Origin of the sequence: Domibacillus sp. PGB-M46, assembly GCF_022668875.1 — a bacterium.
GTDB lineage: Bacteria > Bacillota > Bacilli > Bacillales > Domibacillaceae > Domibacillus.
In genome coordinates, this window is sequence record NZ_JAKGCR010000011.1 from 90,361 (window position 1) to 107,794 (window position 17,434).

The window sequence follows — 17,434 nt, forward strand, 5'->3', positions numbered from 1 at the left end:
GACACCGCTTTCAGTTAGCGTTATCATAAACAGCAAGTTCATAAATTTGTGACCGAGAACATGGAGACTCACATTGACACCCCTCAAGGGGACCAGTGTGAGTTTTTTTGTTTTCTGCTTTAGGCGTCCCGGGCGTAAAAGGCGAAACAACGAGAAGAAGGGATGAAAACAAAATGACACCATTTATGGGAGAGTTGATTGGAACGGCAATGCTCATTATTTTTGGAGCAGGTGTATGCGCTAACACGAGTTTAAAAAAATCATTTGCCAATGGAAGCGGGTGGATGGTGATCGCGTTTGGCTGGGGACTGGCCGTTACAATGGCTGTGTATGCGGTAGGCGGAGCCAGCGGGGCGCACTTGAACCCGGCGGTGACGATTGCACTGGCGATTACTGGTTCTTTTCCATGGACAGATGTTGTATCATATGTAACAGCTCAAATGATCGGCGCCATCATTGGCTCGGCGGTTGTATTTCTGCACTTTCTGCCGCATTGGGAAGAAACGGACGATCCTGGCGCGAAGCTTGGCGTTTTTGCTACATCGCCGGCGGTTAACCGCCCATATGCCAATGTAGTGAGTGAAGTGATTGGAACTTTTATTTTAGTGATTGGACTATTAACTATTGGAGCGAATAAGTTTACGGACGGCTTGAATCCTTTAATTGTCGGCTTTTTAATTATGGCCATTGGGCTGTCGCTGGGCGGTACAACGGGCTATGCGATCAACCCGGCCCGTGACCTGGGTCCGCGCATCGCGCATTTTCTGCTTCCGATTGCCGGTAAAGGCGGTTCGAACTGGAAGTATGCCTGGGTTCCGGTAGTAGGGCCGGTTTTGGGCTCGGTGCTGGCTGCTTTCTTTTATAAAGGATTTTTCCTGAATGAAGGAACAGGCGCATTTTTCATTACACTGGCGCTGTCAGTGGTTTTTATTTTAATGATCAAGCTTGCTTCAGCGTGGCCTGCTGTGCAAAGCTATACACATAAATGAGGGGGATTTTGGAATGGAAAAGTACATTATGTCAATTGATCAAGGAACAACAAGCTCACGGGCGATTTTGTTTAATAAAGGAGGAGAAATCGTTCATTCTGCACAAAAAGAATTTAAGCAGTATTTCCCGAATCCAGGCTGGGTGGAGCATGACGCAAATGAAATTTGGGCTTCCGTTTTATCTTGTATTGCAACAGTATTAAGTGAAGTGGACATTCGTGCTGACCAAATCGAAGCCATCGGCATTACCAACCAGCGTGAAACAGCGGTCGTTTGGGACAAAGAAACCGGCCGTCCCATTTATCACGCCATCGTCTGGCAGTCGCGCCAGACGGCAGATATCTGCGCCGATATTAAAGCGAAAGGCCATGAACAAACATTCCGTGACAAAACGGGGCTTTTGGTTGACCCTTATTTTTCCGGAACGAAAGTAAAATGGCTTTTGGATCACGTAGAAGGAGCACGCGAGCGGGCGGAAAGAGGAGAATTATTATTCGGTACGATTGATACGTGGCTGATTTGGAAGCTGACAGGCGGAAAAGCGCACGTGACCGATTATTCAAATGCGGCGCGGACGCTGATGTTTAACATTCATACGCTGAATTGGGACGAAGAACTGCTCGAGATTTTAACGGTGCCAAAGCAGCTGCTGCCGGACGTTCGCCCTTCTTCAGAAGTATATGGCAAAACGGCACCGTTTCACTTTTTTGGACAGGAAATTCCGGTTGCCGGCGCTGCAGGAGACCAGCAGGCAGCGCTCTTCGGACAAGCATGCTTTGAAAAAGGCATGGCGAAAAATACATACGGCACCGGCTGCTTTATGCTGATGAATACCGGTGAAACAGCCGTGAAATCAGAGCATGGCCTGCTGACAACGATTGCCTGGGGTGTTGACGGAAAAGTAGAATACGCGCTTGAAGGAAGTATTTTTGTAGCAGGTTCTGCGATTCAGTGGCTGCGTGACGGCATGCGGATGATCAAAACAGCGGCAGACAGTGAGAAATATGCGGAGCGGGTAGAGTCCACCGATGGCGTTTATGTGGTACCGGCTTTTGTGGGACTGGGTACGCCATACTGGGAAAGTGATGTACGAGGAGCTGTGTTTGGTGTCACACGCGGAACGGAGAAAGAGCATTTTATCCGCGCGGTGCTTGAGTCTCTTGCGTATCAAACGAGAGATGTGCTTGAAGCGATGGAAGCGGACTCCGGCATTTCGCTGAAAACGCTCCGTGTAGACGGCGGCGCCGTCATGAATGCTTTTTTAATGCAGTTTCAAAGCGATGTGCTGAATGTGCCGGTTGAACGTACTCAAATCAATGAAACGACAGCGCTTGGGTCGGCTTACTTAGCCGGTCTTGCAGTTGGTTTTTGGAATGACCGGTCGGAAATCGCACAAAACTGGCAGGTAGCCCGCACGTTCGAGCCGGAAATGATGGAAGAGGTTCGCGAGACATTATATGCGGGCTGGAAAAAAGCGATAAAGGCTGCTATTGCGTTTCAATAACACTAATGATAAAATAAATACAAGTTAATACATTGTCCGGAGAAACGGGAGAGACCTGAAAGCAAGACAGCATCGCTGTTTTGTTCTTTCAGGTCTCTTTTTGTTTATCCAGGGGTAAAAAGAAACAACCAACACTAAGGGGATGACAAAATGAAGTTCACCAATCATCAGCGGTCAGAAGCGATACAGACATTGCAAAACGGGCAGTATGACATTCTCGTAATTGGCGGCGGCATCACCGGCGCCGGCATTGCTCTTGATGCTTCCATGCGCGGCATGAAAGCCGCTTTGATCGATATGCAGGATTTTGCGGCAGGTACATCAAGCCGTTCCACCAAGCTTGTGCACGGCGGCCTTCGCTACTTAAAACAATTTGAAGTGAAAATGGTGGCAGAGGTTGGCAAAGAGCGGGCGATCGTATATGAAAACGGCCCGCATGTAACCACACCAGAATGGATGCTGCTTCCGTTTCACGCAGGCGGTACATTCGGCCCGCTATCTACATCTCTCGGCCTCCGTGTTTATGATTTTTTAGCAGGTGTCAAGCGGTCAGAGCGCCGGAAAATGTTTTCGGCTTCAGAAACGCTGAAGCAGGAACCGCTTGTAAAGCGTGAAGGCTTAAAAGGCGGCGGTTACTATGTGGAGTACCGGACGGACGATGCACGCCTGACGCTTGAAGTGATGAAGCGGGCGGCCGAAAAAGGAGCACACTGCATGAACTATGTGAAAGCGGAAGGCTTTACATATGAGGACGGCAAAGTAACCGGCGTTCAAGCCATTGATCAATTAACCGGCCAGGCGCTGACTATTACGGCTGCCAAAGTGATTAACGCTTCCGGCCCGTGGGTAGATGAAGTGCGTAAAAAAGACGGAAGTGAAAACGGAAAGCACCTACGCCTGACAAAAGGCGTTCATATTGTTATCGATCAGTCCGTTTTTCCTCTTCAGCAGGCTGTTTACTTTGATACGCCGGACAAACGGATGGTGTTTGCGATTCCGCGTGACGGAAAAACGTATATCGGTACAACCGATACATTCTACAACACCGATCCGATCCGCCCAGATATTACAGCGGAGGATCGCGCTTATCTGCTTGGTGCGATCCGGTTTATGTTCCCTTCTATAAAGGTGGAGGAAGCCGATATTGAATCGTCCTGGTCGGGTGTTCGTCCGCTTATTTACGAGGAGGGCAAAGACCCGTCTGAAATTTCTCGTAAAGATGAAATTTGGGAAACCGAGTCCGGCCTGCTGACGATCGCCGGCGGGAAATTGACCGGCTACCGGAAAATGGCTGAAACGATTGTGGATCTGGTTGCCAAGCGGCTGAAGGAGGAGCGGGGCATTCTTTATAGCCCATCCGAAACCAAGCACCTGCCGATTTCAGGCGGTGATGTGGGCGGCTCGGTGAACTTCCCGGCGTTTGTGCAATCGAAAGCAGCAGCCGGTGCAGCCAAAGGCTTTACTCAAAAGGATGCAGAAAAAATTGCCCGTATGTACGGGTCCAATGCGGAAAAAGTGTTTGCTTATAAGGAAGACAGCGAACTGCCGGACTTGTTAAATGCGCAGCTGATGTATGCAATCGAAGAAGAAATGGCGTATACGCCGGCAGACTTTTTCATCCGCCGTACAGGAGCCCTGCTGTTTGATATCCAAACTGTCCTTACGTACAAAGAGCAGGTGATAAACAAAATGGCCCGGCTGTTCGGCTGGTCAGAGGAAGAAAGGGCCAAACATGCCACAGAGCTTCAAAAAGAGATCGATGCCTGTTCGTAAGGATCCGTATCCGCTATAATAAGGATACTTATCCATAAAAGGCTGTGAAAAACGTGACAAAAAACAAAGTCGCTGTCGTGATTGGCCCGACAGCATCCGGAAAAACCGATTTAAGTATTCACCTGGCCAAACAATTTGACGGTGAGGTGATCAGCGGGGATTCCATGCAGATCTACCGGAGGCTTTCCGTCGGAACCGCAAAAGTAACAGAAGAAGAAATGGACGGGGTTCCGCATCATTTAATTGATATTAAAAATGTAGATGAATCTTTTTCTGCTGCCGAGTTTCAGCAGCTCGCCCGCGAAAAAATCGCGGATATCAACGCTCGGGGCCGGCTGCCCATCATATGCGGCGGCACGGGCCTTTACATTCAATCTGTTTTATACGACTACCAATTTGCCCGTGAGGAGACAGACGGCACCGTTCGGGCAGCTCTTGAAGCAGAAGCGGACAGGGTAGGGTCACAAGCACTCCATGATGAGTTGAAGCGGGTGGACCCTGTAACAGCTGCCACATTTCATCCGAACAATGTGCGCCGGACGATCCGGGCGCTTGAAATTTACCGGACAACAGGCGAGCCGCCATCCCAGAGGCCAAGTGCTGAGGCACCGACAGAAAAGTACGAAAGTGCCATGATCGGGCTGACCATGGACCGGGATGTGCTGTATGACCGAATCAACCGCCGGGTAGATTTGATGGTCGAGCAGGGCTTATTGGAAGAAGCAGAATGGCTGTACCGCCAGCAGCTGTCCGATGTGCCGGCTGTTCAGGCGATTGGCTACAAAGAGCTGTTTCCGTTTTTGCGCGGTGAGCAGGCGCTTGAAGAAGCACTCGATGTGCTCAAGCAAAATTCACGCCGGTACGCCAAGCGCCAGCTTACCTGGTTCCGTAATAAAATGGAGATTGACTGGTTTGATGTAACGGATGAAGCTGCACGAAAAGAAAAAAAACAACAAATTTGCTCGCTGCTGGCAGGAAAGCTGAATCTAAGGTAGAATTAATAATAATGGATTCAGAGAGAAAGAGGAGGAACCAAGCATGAAACAGCCAATTAACATTCAAGACCAATTTCTAAACCAGCTGCGCAAAGAAAATACGATGGTTACCGTGTTTTTACTGAATGGATTTCAGCTGCGCGGGCTGATTAAAGGATTTGATAACTTTACCGTCCTGGTAGAAACTGATGGGAAACAGCAGCTTGTGTTTAAACATGCCATTTCGACATTTGCTCCTCAGCGCAGCGTCAACTTGAATTTCGAAGAACAATAAGAGAAGACTCCAGAGATCCGCCTAGAGCGGGTCTTTTTTTTGTACGCCTGCATATCTTTTTTTATAAAGGAGGGGCGCAGCATGAAGCAGACAAACAAGGAAGGCCGTATTCATGTCGTCCTCAACCCAAAAGAAAAGCCGGCACCGCTTGCTGACGGCTGGCCGGAGCACCCGGAGCACGGGGTGCTTCGCAAGATTGAAGAAGAAATGGATACGTTAATTGGCCTGAGCGGCCTCAAAATACTCATACGGGAGCTGTATGCAGCAGCCTACATCAGCAAAAAGCGCATCGAAGCCGGCATCGATACGCGCGGGCAAATGCTGCATATGCTGTTTACCGGCAACCCGGGCACCGGAAAAACAACCGCTGCGCGGCTGTTTGCTTCGATGTTTAAGCGGATCGGCCTGCTGGAAAAAGGCCATTTTATTGAAGCCGAGCGGGCGGACCTGGTCGGGGAATATATCGGTCATACGGCGCAGAAAACACGCGATCTCGTTAAAAAAGCGCTTGGCGGCGTGCTGTTTATTGATGAAGCCTATTCCCTGGCGCGGGGCGGAGAAAAAGACTTTGGCAAAGAAGCGATTGATACGCTTGTGAAACAAATGGAGGATCATCAAAACAGCTTTATTTTAATACTGGCCGGTTATCCACGGGAAATGGCGCACTTTTTGTCGATGAATCCGGGGCTTCAGTCAAGATTTCCAATTGTTCACCACTTTCCGGATTATACAACGGAGGAGCTGCTTCAAATTGCGGATGTGATCGCCAGAGAAAAAAATTATGAAATCGACCGGGAAGGCCGGGCTGTCCTTCAGGCGATGATTGAACAGGAAAAACGGCGGGCGGGGTTTCGTTTCGCAAACGGGAGGAATGTGCGGACGCTCATTGAAAAAGCGGCCCGGCGCCAGGCGATCCGGCTGATGAAGCAGACCGCCCATTCAAAAAAAGAGCTGAAAACATTGAAAGGGGAAGATTTTCAATTGTCACAATAAAAAAACATATGTTAGAATGTCCAAAAGGATGATGAAGATGAAAAAAAAGCCTGTGAAGGAAAGAATCATTGAAACCGCTTTAGTAATGTTTGAAAAACACGGCTACCACGGAGTGACCATCGACCAGATTGTAGATGAATGCGGAACGTCAAAAGGCGGATTTTATCACAATTTCCGGTCAAAAGATGAGCTGCTGTACCATATTCATGACGTGTTTATTTCGTATCTGCTCAACAAAGCCAAAGAATCGTACGAAAAAGAAACAGACCCTGTTTCACGAATGTGCGGAATTATTACCTCGTTTACAAAAATCTTTGATTTGTATAAGCCGCATATTACGGTATTCTACCAGGAAAGTACGTATTTAAAAGGGGATTTTGAAAAGCAGATTAACGAAAAACGTGACCAGTACCGCCAGCTGCTTCTCCAGATTATCCGTGAAGGGCAGGATAATGGTGATTTCCGTCCGGAAGTGCCGGCTGAAATTTCCACTATGGCGATTATGGGAATGATCAACTGGATGTACAAATGGTTTAAAAAAGAAGGCGAATTGTCGATTGAAGACATTGCCCGTATTTTTAATGATATGATGCTGCATTCCCTATTGACCGAAAGCGCCATGAAAGCCGGAAAAGGAGATCAATTCCTGCTAAAAAAAGAATCCGTCCAGTAAACGGGTTCTTTTTTTGCGCAAAAAAAGCCCGTCTGGGACGGGCTCTTACAGTTTAACCGTACGTTTTGGCAGATGCCAGCCATATTTGTAAGAAAGAATGCGCAGCACCGTAATAAACAGAAATAAAATAATAAGCTGCGCCGGCGTCTCTGCACCGCCAAGGGCAATGATTAAGCCGGCAAGCGCCGCCCAGACGCCATATACTTCATCGCGCAGCAGTGCAGGCTTTCGCTGTGCCAGCACATCCCGTACAAGCCCGCCGCCGCTTCCAGTCAGTACAGCCGCCACAACAACAGCACTGAGCGGGTGATTCATGCCGGCTGCATATAATGCACCCTGCACAGCAAAAGCAGCGAGGCCGATCGCATCAAAAAAATTCCCCCATACCGGCCAGTGGCGGAGCAGATTTTGTGGAAACAAAATGACCGCCGTAATGGAAAGAGCTGCGATCGTGAAAAATTCTCCCTGCTCCCACAGCGCGGAAACCGGAACACCGATTAATAAATTCCGGATAGCACCGCCCCCAAACGCGGTAATCATCCCTAAAATATATATGCCAAACAAATCATACTCTTCTTCCATTGCCACAATTGCCCCTGAAATCGCAAAAGCAATCGTGCCAAGGATCGTAAAAACATCCCATGTAAGCTCCATTCCGAACCTTCCTTCATTCAAAATGATTAATGTTCGGCTTCTATTATAAACCATTCTATTCATTCGCATCTACTTTTTCTTTCAAGAAATCCGGTATTTTGCTATGATGAAAAAAGCGAATAAGAAAGTAGGAACACAATAATGACCAGCATGTTTGATTTACTGAAAAACGGCACTGCCATCCGCGAAAAAGCGGCAGAGGCAGAGGCGAAAATTGCCGGCATTCACCGGCAGATTGACGAGCGGGCGGAGTTCAATCAATTTCGTGTACTCAAAAGCTTTCAATCGAATCAAGTGAGCGATTTTCACTTTACCCCATCCACCGGCTATGGTTACGATGACGCGGGAAGGGAAACACTTGAAAAAGTATACGCAGACGTATTTGGCGGTGAAAGTGCCCTTGTGCGCCCGCAAATTATTTCCGGCACGCACGCGATCACGATTTCACTGTTCGGCATTTTGCGTCCTGGCGATGAATTGCTTTATATTACTGGAAAGCCATACGATACATTAGATGAAATTATCGGTATAAACGGACCATCCAATGGTTCACTTCGTGAATTTGGCATTTCCTATCAGCACGTGGATCTGGATGAAAACGGCCGGCCGGATTTTGACCGTATCCGCGCCAGTATCAATGAACGGACGAAGATGATTGCGATCCAGCGTTCAAAAGGGTACGCCGTGCGGCCGTCTTTTACGATAGAAGACATTCGCGAAATGGTTTCGTTTGTGAAAGAAATCAAGCCCGATGCTGTCGTGTTTGTAGACAACTGCTACGGGGAATTTGTTGAGCAGGAAGAGCCGCTGCATGCCGGTGCTGATTTGATGGCCGGCTCCCTCATTAAAAATCCGGGCGGCGGCATTGCTAAGACCGGCGGATACATTGTCGGCAAAAAGGAATATGTAGAAAGCTGTTCGTACCGCATGACCTCACCGGGCATCGGGGCGGAAGCAGGCGCCAGCCTTTACAGCCTTCAGGAAATGTACCAGGGACTGTTTCTCGCCCCGCATGTAGTGGCGGAAAGCTTAAAAGGCGCTGTGTTTACAGCAGCGATGCTTGAAGGCTTTGGCATGAGTACTACACCGGCATGGAACGAGCCGCGCACAGATTTAATTCAAGCGGTAGAGTTTGGTGACCGCGATAAAATGGTCGCTTTTTGCCAGGCAATACAGTTTGCCTCGCCTGTAAACTCGCATGTAACCCCTCAGCCTGCTTACATGCCAGGCTATGAGGATGACGTGATTATGGCGGCAGGCACATTCGTACAGGGTGCCAGTATTGAACTGACCGCAGACGGGCCGCTGCGTCCACCATACGCGGCATACGTACAGGGCGGACTTACGTATGCGCATGTGAAAATCGCGGTGGCAAGCGCGATTGACTATTTAATGGAAACGGAAAAAATCTGACAACCTATGAATCAAAAAATGAATGAAGTGTGATAAAATGTTACACAGAGTTGACAAATGATCTTACATGATTTATAGTAAAGGTATCAGATCAGATAAGAAAAAGGAGGGGGATAATATGAGCAGCCAAATACGCCGGACGATGCCGCTTTTTCCAATGGGAACCGTCATGAAATTAACGGATTTAACCGCAAGGCAGATTCGCTATTATGAGCAGCATCAATTAATTACCCCGGATCGTTCTGATGGAAACCGGCGTCTCTATTCATTGAACGATATTGACCGCCTCTTAGAAGTAAAAGATCTTCTGGACCAGGGCATCAATATGGCCGGGATTAAAAAAATCCTGCTTAAAGACGGTTCGCAGGAGCTCGAATTAGAAACAAGAGATAGTGGCCAAAAGCCAAAAAAAGAGTTCACGGATGAAGAACTTCGCAAGCTGCTTCGCAAAGAACTGATCAATGCTGGGCGCTTCAATCGTTCTTCTGGAATGGACCGGCGGTTTTTTCACTAATCTTTTGCATACAAGGTTTACATATTTGAGGAGGAATGGATACAAATGGGTAAGTACACACGTGAAGACATTCAGCGCTTAGCGAAAGAACAAGACGTAAGATACATTCGTCTTCAGTTCACAGACATTCTTGGCACAATCAAAAACGTAGAAATTCCAGTGAGCCAGCTTGACAAAGCGCTTGATAACAAAATGATGTTCGATGGATCTTCAATCGAAGGTTTTGTGCGTATTGAAGAATCTGACATGCAGCTTTATCCAGACCTTGACACTTGGGTTGTATTCCCTTGGACTGCTGAAAAAGGTAAAGTAGCGCGTCTTATCTGTGATATCTACACTCCAGAAGGCGAGCCGTTCGCAGGCGACCCGCGTGCAAACTTAAAACGTGTTTTAAAAGAAATGGAAGAGCTTGGCTTCACAGACTTTAATCTTGGGCCTGAGCCGGAATTCTTCTTGTTCAAATTGGACGAAAAAGGTGAACCAACTCTTGAGCTAAATGACAACGGTGGATATTTCGACCTTGCGCCAACAGACCTTGGTGAAAACTGCCGCCGCGACATCGTGCTTGAGCTTGAAGAAATGGGCTTTGAAATCGAAGCATCTCACCACGAAGTAGCACCAGGACAGCACGAAATCGACTTTAAATATGCGGATGCCGTTACAGCTTGTGACAACATCCAAACATTCAAGCTTGTTGTTAAAACAATTGCCCGCAAGCACGGCTTGCACGCGACATTCATGCCAAAACCACTGTTCGGTGTAAACGGCTCTGGCATGCACATGAACTTGTCTCTATTCAAAGACGGCAAAAACGCGTTCTTTGATGAAAGCGGCGAATTGAAACTAAGCGAAACAGCTTACCAATTTATCGCGGGTACAGTGAAAAACGCAGAAGCGTTCACAGCGATCTGTAACCCAACAGTTAACTCTTACAAACGCCTTGTACCAGGTTACGAAGCTCCTTGCTACGTTGCATGGTCAGCACAAAACCGCAGCCCGCTTATCCGTATCCCGGCATCACGCGGCATGAGCACACGCGTAGAAGTACGTTCTGTTGACCCGTCAGCGAACCCGTACCTTGCAATGGCTGTGCTTCTAAAAGCAGGTCTTGACGGAATCAAAAACAAAATGCCAGCTCCAGCTCCAGTAGACCGTAACATCTACGCAATGGACAAAGAAGAGCGCGAAGCAGAAGGCGTACGCGACCTTCCAGCGACACTAGCAGCAGCTCTTGAAGTGTTGAAGCAAAACGACACAATCAAAGACGCGCTAGGCGAACACATTCTTGAGCATTTCATCGAAGCAAAAGAAATTGAATGGGATATGTTCCGCACACAAGTACATCCTTGGGAGCGCGAACAGTACATGTCAATGTACTAAGATGGACAACCCCTTGAGCCGTATGGCTTCAAGGGGTTTTTCTATGTTTTAAAATGTGGGTAAAAGACATGAAAAAAGAGTGCGGAAAACCCCGCACCCACAAAACACCCACAAGATGTTATTCTCTTTTAAAAAGCTGTTCTGAATAATCTTCGTACCTTTTTAGATTCCCCTGTTCCAGCTTTTTCGAAATGTGAGAGTACACATCTGCCGTAATACCCATACTCCCATGACCGAGGCGTTCTTGTATATACTTCATATCAGCGCCAGATTCTAATAAAAGGACTGCATGGGTATGGCGCAGCGAATGAATTGAAAGCTGAGGGAGGCCTGCTTTTTTCAATATGCGGGCAAAGGAATTGAAGAGAGTGGATTTGGGCATGACATTTCCATCATTACGGCACAAAACGAGATTTAAATCATGGTTATAGAAATCCTTCAGCGCCAGCTTATTTTGATTCTGGTATTTCAAATGAAATTGAAGAGCATTGGTTAAAGACTGGCTAATCGTGATGATTCGTTTTGACTTATGCGTTTTTGTATCTCCAAACAACTCCTCATCTTCTTTCGGATCAAAATCTAATGTCCTATTAATAGAAATGGTTTTTCCTTTTAAATCAACGTCAGTCCATTGGAGGGCAGCGGCTTCTCCTTTACGCATCCCAGTTTCAATAAGCATCATAAAAAAGAGCCAGTAAAGATAGTTGTCCTGGTAGGCTGCCTGTAAAAAGGCCGGAATGTCGGCGGAATCGATGAATTGGATTTCTTTTCGCTTTTCCGTGCCTTTAACGGTCGCCCCCAAGCAGGGATTTTTCTGCAGTATACCAAGAATAATCGCTTTACTCATGGCGTTATACATTGTTCCATGCGCGATTTCCACAGTTCGTTTGCTGTAACCTTTATCAGTCAGGTGATTTAAAAACTTTTGATACATAATGGGCTTTAAATCTTTCAGCAGGAGGTTTTGAAAATATGGAATGATGTGGTTTTTTATATTCCTTTCATGTACGAGGTACGTATTTTTGCGAACTGAACCTTTTTTATACTCAAGCAGCCAGTTTGTTAAGAATGATTCCAGGGTGTATACTTTTTCATTTACTTCAAAGCCTTCCAAAATTCTTTTTTCTTCTTCTGCAGCAGCAATTTGAGCCTCAATTGACGACGTAAAACCCCTCTTTGATTTTTCTTTGTATTCATGCGTTATAGGATCTTTATAGCGTATACGAAATTCATAATACGCTTTTTTATCACCGCTTTTTTTATACTTGCGGATACTAGCCATTTGCATTCTCCTTTCCTTCTTTACTTGAGCGTATAGATAACAATGTACTTTTTCCAGATAGCCACAAGTACAATATCGACGAATCTTTGTGTAAAGAAGGAAAGTTAGGTAGAGTGCTGTTCTCTACTTATTAGGAAATAAAAATTAATATTGGCATGTATTCAGCGCTTATTTTTTAGGTGAAATACTAAATTATATCATAACGCTTAAGTAAAGCTTAGCATTCTCTATATCTAAAAAAATTATAGTATCTTAAATCTTCTCATTAGCTCTAGATAATTATTTGATAAAATGTTTTTATGTTAAATAAATTAGGAAGTAGATCAAAAGAAATTATAGCCTTATTTTTTTCTTACTCACTTATTCTGGAGGTAGAGCATGCCAAACAAATATTTTACGGAGATATTAAATACAAATATAGAAATTTTTAAAAACAACTTTTGTAATAAATCTAAAGAGCTTTTTAAAACAGAGAATAGTAAATCTTATATTCATAATGGCGAGTTTGGAATGTATAGAGAAGCATTAGTAAGAGAATTTATTAGGTACTTTACCCCGGGGAAATTTTCTATTAGTGAAGGTTTTGTAATTAACCATAGACAAAATGAAAGTGGGAGAAGTACGCAATGTGATGTAATATTGTTTGATAAAAGTGCTACCCCTTTAGTTCAAGATCCTGCACTCCAAAGATTTTATCCTATAGAGACAGTGGCAGCAGTTGGGGAAGTAAAATCAGTACTCACTGAGACAACATTGAAAAAAGCATTGAATCGACTTGCAAATACAAAGAGAATGAGAGACATACTTAAAGATCCATCTTTAATTTATAGAACAGAGCATCTTAGGTCAAATGTAGAAAATAGTCAGCAAAGAATTGAAGAATGTGTGTACTTTCACAATAAGGTTGTTCAACGTGAAGTTAATCCTAGTGATCTAAATAAATTTAAGCTTAATTTAGCCCAGGATAAGATTATAACCAACATAAAAAACTATATAAAGGAGCATTCGATTCAAGAGAAATTAATAGATAATCTGGATAAATATTTTTATCACAAGGAAAACAAAAGAAATAATGAATTTAATCTAAATACCAACCATGAGGATAACATATTAACTTTTTTAATATGTGAAAAAATTAATTTTAATAAAAATACTAATAACAAGGCGAAGGCAGTAATCGATAAGTACCCAAGTAAGCTTAAGAAAGAATTTAGGCATAATATGATACTTAGTTTAGAGGATGGATTATTTCTTTACCAAGACGAATTTAGTCAATCAAAGAAATATTCACAGTATCCAAAGAAGAAAAATAAGGAATTTAAGCATGTTTTTATTCCTAGTGATAGTCAGAACACACATATTAAAATATTTTCTAACTATTTATTTATGGCCTTAAGTGATGTTACTATTTTATATCCAGAAATAACGCATTATTTGGAGCATACAGTGTGGAATCCAAACACTGAGATTGAATAAGTTATAAACAAAGTTTCTTTGTATTTTAGGATTTTTCTTTTTTGTAGTTAAAATTAAAGGTAGGGTTAAAATATAGAATACCTAATTAGATTATAAAAAACATCAAAGATAAAATATCGGAAAGTTATCTTATGGTCCACTAAGATAGCAGAAACATCAAAACCATGGGCTAATACAAGGAGAAACACGAAGAGTCAAACAGTAAGCAGGCAGCAAGTTTCGATGACTATGATAAGAAAGCTCATTAAGGAACTTGTTATTCATCCATCTGAAGAACTAGTAACGAAGGTTGATGGGTATCTTCCGCTCTTTCACGGATTAAAAATGAATAAAGAAAAGTTCAAAGGAATAATTGATCTTCCAATCCATTCATATATAAAGCCTTGCTATATCGTTCTAGTAAGAGTAGAGGGAAGAAAGATTACCCAAGTATCTGAAGGATGCAGAACAGGGTTGTTACGTTTTGTAATAAGCACAACATCAAATAGAGGGAATTATAAAGTAATCATCATCGGTAACTCTATTTCTCAGCTAATTCTGCCGTTAAAAGAGAAGGATATTGCCGACTTAAAGAATCATGAAATTCTTAAGTTATCAGAAGAGAAAGAGCTCATTATCAGCAAGTTCCTACAGGGTGAAGGAATCTACATAGTCGGAAACAATCGTATTCATATGAGTGTAGACCATAGACCAGAAGAAATGAGGCTGATCCACCCAGAAAAATACGAGAAAACTTACGGACAGAAAGCGGCGTTATAGCATGTACATTAAACTAGCTGTATTTGCTGTTCAACATTGGAAGAAGCTACTCATTTTGTTGATTGCGATCTTTATGGTTATGTTCTTGTTTTTCTTCGGTGCGCAAGAACAACAGCAGGAAGGTGGATATACTGGGAACGGAACCGTCGGTAAGGCACAAATATCAGCATTTGTTAAACAGTACGAGCCGTTAATAGCTAAATATGCAGCGCAATATGGAGTTTCTGATTATACTCAGCTCCTCCTTACGAAAATGCTGCAGGAATCAGGAGGAGGGATATCGGATGTTATGCAGTCCTCTGAATCGGTTGGATTGCCGAGAAATACGATTACCGATCCAGAACAGCCCATTGCTGTTGGGGTGAAGTATTTTGCAAGTGTGCTGAAAAAGGCTAGAGGTGATGTAGATTTAGCTCTGCAGTCGTATAACTTTGGAATAGGGTTCATTGATTATGCAAAAGTAAGATGAGGCTATTTAAAAGAAGTAGTACAATCCTTCTCTAGTGTGATGGCCGCAAAAACGGGCAATATTTAATGCTTCGAAAAGATAAATTAAAAAGCTTTAACCGAGTAAAAACTTATATAACAGAAACTTACTCAGAACAAAGAAAGCACTTTATGGAAAAGAAAAGCAATACTTTCTCTTCAAAGAACTAATTACGTAATTGAAATATTGAGGAAGAAGATTAACTCAAAAAGGGTTTAAGAAATCCCAAATTAATTTAAGGATTTAAGTTGTCGAAAGTTAGTAAGTAATTACTAACTTTTTTGTTGACTTTAAATACAAAAGATAATATACTTTGAACAAGAAATAAAAAGTTAGTAATTAATTACTAAGGAGATGATTTGCTTGTACAAAAAAAACGTATGGGATGTAGCAGATATTTTAAGGGGTTCTTCAATGTCAGCATCCATTATGCTGGCCAGTTTCAGTCTTAAATATGTAGAACAAGAATTTGAAGAACGTCTGTCAAATGAAGCCAGGTTGTCTTACCTGGTGAAAGATGCAGTGAATGCAAAAGAGAACATTAAAAAAGCATTTAAAATAATTGAAAAACAGATATCGGAATTGCAGGGTGTATATGAAAAACTAAACATCGACTGGGATTCGTTTGATAATAAAACAATATTTGAAACGATGCTTTCCGTATATAAAACACCGGCTGAAGAGTTTTCAGAGATAGTCCACGAAATTAGAAATTGGGCTATGAGGACTGAAGGAAAAAAGGGAGGAGAACATTTAATACCTAATTTTTTAAATCAGTTAATGGTGACTTTATTAGATATAAAAGCCGGAAATTCTTTTTATGATGGCGCTGCAGGTTATGGCGGTTCTATGATTGAAGTGAAAAGGCAGCATCCGGAAAAAACAATTACTCTTTATGGCCAGGAACTAAATCCAAGTAGCTGGGCTGCTGGTAAACTTTGTTTACTTATGTCAGGTGCTATAGATGCTGAATTTGAACAGGGAAATACATTGACCAATCCACTTTTCCTGGAAGGAAACAAGGTGAAAAATTTTGATTGTATTGCCATGGCGATCCCTTTAAGTCTCCGTTTGGATGAGCAGACACAAGAAAAACTGAGTAATGATACTTATCAACGATTTTCAATGGGAGACCTTCCAAGAAACAGTGCAGATATGGCCTTTATTCAACACGCTCTGTCTTCTTTAAAAGATAGGGGAAAAGCAATAATCACTGTCACTAACGGTGTCTTAAGCAGAAGTGGCCCGGAACAGGTTATTCGTCAAAATCTAATTGACACTGACCAAATTGAGGCCGTTATCTCACTGGCGCCTAATCTTTTAATGAATACGGCTATCCCAATTAGCCTGTTGATTCTCAACAAAAATAAACCAGAGTATAAACAGAAGAAGGTTCAGTTTATTCAGGCAAGCGAGTTGTTTCAAGAGCAGGGAAGAATCAGATATTTAACGGAAGAACATATCAGTAAAATTCATCAAGCACTGGAGAATGCTGAAGAAGTAGAGGGTTTTAGCAAGTATGTTCCTATAAGTGACCTTGAAGAGAGCTTAACTGTAGCAAGATACATCCAATCAAATGAATTTGAAATTGATGGTGAAGGCACTTTCCGTATCCATATAAATCGTTTAGGAAACGATCAAACCCCTCTTGTGGAGATCAATTCACTCGGGAAGATTTACAGAGGATTAAATATAACCTCTAAAACAGTAGATGAGGTAGATAATGGTGAATTTAAGGTCATTAAATTGTCCGACGTTCAAGATGGTGCAATCTTAATGGATGAACTATCTACTATCGAAGCGAAGACAAATTTCAAGACCTCACTTTACCAGGTTCAGGAAGGAGACGTTATCATTTCATCTAAAGGATCGAATATAAAGATTGCTGTGGTTCCAGAACATGAAGGAGCTATCCTGCTTTCCCAGAATTTCATTGGTTTTCGATCTGTAAAAAACAAGCTGTACCCACACTTTCTACAAGCATATTTGGAAAGTCCAATTGGAAAATATCAACTAAGTCATTTAATGATCGGTACTGCAATGCCAGTTTTAAATCCTAAAAACTTTGGTAGCCTCCAAATTTCACTGCCATCCCTGGATCTACAGGAAGCTGTAGCTAAACGATATAAATTAGCAAATGAGCGTTATAAAGAACTTGTAAAAGAAGCAGAACAACAATTGAAAAGCGAAAAGAGAAAGGCGTACGAAGAGATGGGAATTCATAAATCGTTTGAATTACTAAATGTGAAAAGTTAAAAGGCGACCATG

General features: G+C 43.4%; 16 protein-coding genes. 14 read left to right on the plus strand and 2 right to left on the minus strand.

Annotated elements, in window-relative coordinates:
- Positions 1-173 precede the first annotated feature (173 nt).
- The 7 genes from L2D08_RS14165 (at position 174) to L2D08_RS14195 (ending at position 7,201) form a co-directional block, all read left to right on the plus strand.
- Positions 174-989: an MIP/aquaporin family protein gene (locus L2D08_RS14165; protein WP_242234502.1), complete on the plus strand. Its 816-nt coding sequence runs from the start codon at positions 174-176 to the stop codon at positions 987-989.
- A gap of 13 nt (positions 990-1,002) precedes the next feature.
- Positions 1,003-2,493 carry a glycerol kinase GlpK gene (gene glpK, locus L2D08_RS14170; protein ID WP_242234503.1) on the plus strand — a complete coding sequence of 497 codons (1,491 nt, stop codon included), beginning with the start codon at positions 1,003-1,005 and terminating at the stop codon, positions 2,491-2,493.
- 150 nt (positions 2,494-2,643) lie between these two features.
- Positions 2,644-4,266 (plus strand): glycerol-3-phosphate dehydrogenase/oxidase, encoded by a 1,623-nt coding sequence (locus L2D08_RS14175; protein WP_242234504.1) that lies wholly within the window; start codon positions 2,644-2,646, stop codon positions 4,264-4,266.
- Between the two features lie 53 nt (positions 4,267-4,319).
- Positions 4,320-5,261 (plus strand): tRNA (adenosine(37)-N6)-dimethylallyltransferase MiaA, encoded by a 942-nt coding sequence (miaA, locus tag L2D08_RS14180; RefSeq protein WP_242234505.1) that lies wholly within the window; start codon positions 4,320-4,322, stop codon positions 5,259-5,261.
- A 43-nt stretch (positions 5,262-5,304) separates the two neighbouring features.
- Positions 5,305-5,535 carry an RNA chaperone Hfq gene (hfq, locus tag L2D08_RS14185; protein ID WP_242234506.1) on the plus strand — a complete coding sequence of 77 codons (231 nt, stop codon included), beginning with the start codon at positions 5,305-5,307 and terminating at the stop codon, positions 5,533-5,535.
- A gap of 81 nt (positions 5,536-5,616) precedes the next feature.
- Positions 5,617-6,528, plus strand: a complete 912-nt coding sequence (locus tag L2D08_RS14190; protein WP_242234507.1) for an AAA family ATPase — start codon at positions 5,617-5,619, stop codon at positions 6,526-6,528.
- Between the two features lie 37 nt (positions 6,529-6,565).
- Positions 6,566-7,201, plus strand: coding sequence for a TetR/AcrR family transcriptional regulator (locus tag L2D08_RS14195; RefSeq protein WP_242234508.1), 636 nt, complete (start codon positions 6,566-6,568; stop codon positions 7,199-7,201).
- A gap of 45 nt (positions 7,202-7,246) precedes the next feature.
- Here L2D08_RS14195 and L2D08_RS14200 read toward each other — a convergent pair whose 3' ends face one another.
- On the minus strand, positions 7,247-7,855 hold the full coding sequence (locus L2D08_RS14200) for a trimeric intracellular cation channel family protein (RefSeq protein WP_242234509.1): 609 nt from the start codon (positions 7,853-7,855) through the stop codon (positions 7,247-7,249).
- Between the two features lie 150 nt (positions 7,856-8,005).
- On the opposite strand from L2D08_RS14200, the gene L2D08_RS14205 reads away from it, so the two are divergent.
- The 3 genes from L2D08_RS14205 to glnA all read left to right on the plus strand — a co-directional run bounded on the left by L2D08_RS14205 (position 8,006) and on the right by glnA (position 11,162).
- On the plus strand, positions 8,006-9,268 hold the full coding sequence (locus tag L2D08_RS14205) for a methionine gamma-lyase family protein (RefSeq protein ID WP_242234535.1): 1,263 nt from the start codon (positions 8,006-8,008) through the stop codon (positions 9,266-9,268).
- A gap of 118 nt (positions 9,269-9,386) precedes the next feature.
- Positions 9,387-9,782 carry a MerR family transcriptional regulator gene (locus L2D08_RS14210; RefSeq protein ID WP_242234510.1) on the plus strand — a complete coding sequence of 132 codons (396 nt, stop codon included), beginning with the start codon at positions 9,387-9,389 and terminating at the stop codon, positions 9,780-9,782.
- A 45-nt stretch (positions 9,783-9,827) separates the two neighbouring features.
- Entirely contained in the window at positions 9,828-11,162 is a 1,335-nt protein-coding gene (gene glnA, locus L2D08_RS14215; protein ID WP_242234511.1) for a type I glutamate--ammonia ligase, read from the plus strand.
- Between the two features lie 118 nt (positions 11,163-11,280).
- Here the strand turns inward: glnA and L2D08_RS14220 are convergent, their stop codons facing one another.
- Entirely contained in the window at positions 11,281-12,444 is a 1,164-nt protein-coding gene (locus L2D08_RS14220; RefSeq protein WP_242234512.1) for a tyrosine-type recombinase/integrase, read from the minus strand.
- A 378-nt stretch (positions 12,445-12,822) separates the two neighbouring features.
- On the opposite strand from L2D08_RS14220, the gene L2D08_RS14225 reads away from it, so the two are divergent.
- From L2D08_RS14225 to L2D08_RS14240, 4 genes are all read left to right on the plus strand, one after another.
- Positions 12,823-13,920 carry a DUF6602 domain-containing protein gene (locus L2D08_RS14225; RefSeq protein WP_242234513.1) on the plus strand — a complete coding sequence of 366 codons (1,098 nt, stop codon included), beginning with the start codon at positions 12,823-12,825 and terminating at the stop codon, positions 13,918-13,920.
- 222 nt (positions 13,921-14,142) lie between these two features.
- Positions 14,143-14,679 carry a hypothetical protein gene (locus tag L2D08_RS14230; RefSeq protein WP_242234514.1) on the plus strand — a complete coding sequence of 179 codons (537 nt, stop codon included), beginning with the start codon at positions 14,143-14,145 and terminating at the stop codon, positions 14,677-14,679.
- 1 nt (position 14,680) lies between these two features.
- Entirely contained in the window at positions 14,681-15,148 is a 468-nt protein-coding gene (locus L2D08_RS14235) for a lysozyme family protein (RefSeq protein ID WP_242234515.1), read from the plus strand.
- Between the two features lie 381 nt (positions 15,149-15,529).
- Positions 15,530-17,422: an N-6 DNA methylase gene (locus tag L2D08_RS14240; RefSeq protein ID WP_242234516.1), complete on the plus strand. Its 1,893-nt coding sequence runs from the start codon at positions 15,530-15,532 to the stop codon at positions 17,420-17,422.
- The last annotated feature ends 12 nt before the right edge of the window (positions 17,423-17,434 follow it).